Raw genomic sequence first — 2,241 nt, 5'->3', positions numbered from 1 at the left:
CGAGGGGGCTGCTTCCGCCTTGGGGCGGCCCGGCGGCGGAAGCGCAGCGTACGCCGACTTCGACGCCTTCCTCGCCAGCCTCACCCAGGAGAAGCGCAAGAAGATCCGGCAGGAGCGGCGCAAGGTGGCGGAAGCGGGCGTGACCTTCCGCCACGCGCTCGGTCGCGGGATCGCGGCGAAGGACTGGGACTTCTTCTACCGCTGCTACGAGCGCACCTACCTCGAGCACGGCAATGCGCCCTACCTCACGCGCGACTTCTTCCGTCGCATGGCGGCGCAGATGCCGGAGAACTGGCTACTGTTCGTCGCCGAGCGGCGCGGCAAGCCGATCGCCAGCAGCCTGATCAGCGTCGGCGACGGCGCCGCCTACGGGCGCTACTGGGGCGCGCTGGAGCGGGTGGACTGCCTGCACTTCGAGGCCTGCTACTACCAGCCGCTCGCCTGGTGCGTCGCCCATGGCATCGCGCGCTTCGAAGGCGGCGCGCAAGGCGAGCACAAGATGGCCCGGGCGCTGATGCCGGTGAAGACCACCAGCGCGCACTGGCTGGCCCACCCCGCCTTCGCCGATGCCGTGGAGCAGTTCCTGAAGCGCGAGGGGCGCGGCGTCGAGCACTACCTGGAGCACCTGGAAGCGCGCTCGCCCTTCCGGCACGGGCAGGAGCCGGGGCCGTCCGGGTAAGGCCCGTTGGCTGCGGCGCCGTTCTCGCCAATAATGGAAGCAAATTCCATTTTCGAAGGAGACGGTGAGTTGAGCACGCAGGCACCGGGGCAGGCGCCCTCCCAGTCCGAGTTGATGACCCGCGTCGGCCCGGGGACCGCGATGGGCGACCTGATGCGGCGCTACTGGCTGCCGGCCCTGGCCTCGGGCGAATTGAAGGCCGACGGCGATCCGGTGCGCCTGATGCTGCTGGGCGAGAAGCTGGTGGCATTCCGCGATTCCGCCGGGCGGGTGGGCGTGATGGACCACCGCTGTCCGCACCGCTGCGCCTCGCTCTTCTTCGGCCGCAACGAGGAAGGCGGCATGCGCTGCGTCTACCACGGCTGGAAGTTCGACGTGGAAGGCAACTGCCTCGACCTGCCCAACGTCTCCAACGGCGAGGAGATCCGCGGCAAGGTCAAGGCCAAGGCCTACAAGGCCATGGAACGGGCCGGCCTGGTGTGGGTCTACATGGGCCCGCAGGACCAGGTGCCGCCGCCGCCCGCGCTGGAGGCGGCCCTGATCCCGCCGGAAGAGGTCAGCGTGCGCTTCGTGCAGCGCGCCTGCAACTGGCTGCAGGCGCTGGAAGGCGACATCGACACCTCCCACTTCGGCTTCCTGCACGCGGGCCATGCCCATCCCGACGACTTCCAGGACGACCATCCGATGCGGCACACGGTGACCAACCGCGCGCCCGAGTACCACGTGGCGGAGACGCCCTGGGGCACCAGCTACGGTGCCTACCGCAGCGAGGCGGACGGCCGCACCTCCTGGCGCATCGCAAATTTCATGTTCCCCTTCTGGACCCAGGCGCCCAACGCCGACTTCCTCACCCACGTGGGCGTGCGCGGCTGGGTGCCGATGGACGACGAGCACACGATGGTGGTGATGATCGGCTGGAAGAAGTCGCCCCCGGTCTACAGCGGCATGCCGCTGAAGAACGGCCAGCCGCTGCCGGGCTTCGCGCCCGCCGTGGACTACCTGCCCAACACGACCGACTGGTACGGCCGCTGGCGCCCGGTGGCGCGGGCCGAGAACGACTACCAGATCGACCGCGACGCGCAGCGCCGCAACGAGATCTACACCGGCATCCGCATGGTGTTCCTGCAGGACCAGGCGATCACCGAGTCGATGGGGCCGATCACCGACCATTCCTTCGAGCACCTGGTCGCGAGCGACCAGATGGTGGCACGCACCCGCCGCCGCGTGCTGAAGGCCGCGCTCGCGCTGCGCCAGGAAGGCACGCTGCCGCCGGGCGTCGCCGATCCCGAGGTGATGTGGGGTGCCCGCAGCGGCTCGTTCCACACGCCGGCGGGCGTGGATTGGCAGCAGGCCTACCGGGAGAAGCTGCAGGCGGCAATGCGCGTGCCGCGCCGGTGACGCAGTCACCGAGTAGGCTGGTGCTGAGCCGCGTGAGCGCGAAGCCCAGCGATCAGCGAGCGCAGCGAAGCTGGGGTTCGGCGCGCATTGCGCGCGCTCACCGCCAGCCTACCGGGCGTGATAGCGTTCCAGGAAGTCCAGCTGCGCCCGGCGCCACCCTGCCC

Annotated in this window: 2 protein-coding genes; both read left to right on the top strand. The window is 70.0% G+C overall.

Features of this window, described 5'->3' with window-relative positions; translation table 11 throughout:
• Positions 1 to 679, top strand: a 679-nt coding sequence (locus VFM98_RS14340; protein ID WP_325110592.1) for a GNAT family N-acetyltransferase, incomplete at its 5' end; no start/stop codon positions are given.
• 69 nt (positions 680 to 748) lie between these two features.
• Entirely contained in the window at positions 749 to 2,077 is a 1,329-nt protein-coding gene (locus tag VFM98_RS14335; RefSeq protein WP_325110591.1) for a Rieske 2Fe-2S domain-containing protein, read from the top strand.
• Positions 2,078 to 2,241: the final 164 nt, after the last annotated feature.

Source organism: Ramlibacter sp., from assembly GCF_035706265.1.
Taxonomy (GTDB): domain Bacteria; phylum Pseudomonadota; class Gammaproteobacteria; order Burkholderiales; family Burkholderiaceae_C; genus Ramlibacter.
The sequence above is the reverse complement of the archived record's forward strand: the minus strand, read 5'-3'. Positions and strand labels throughout refer to the sequence as shown.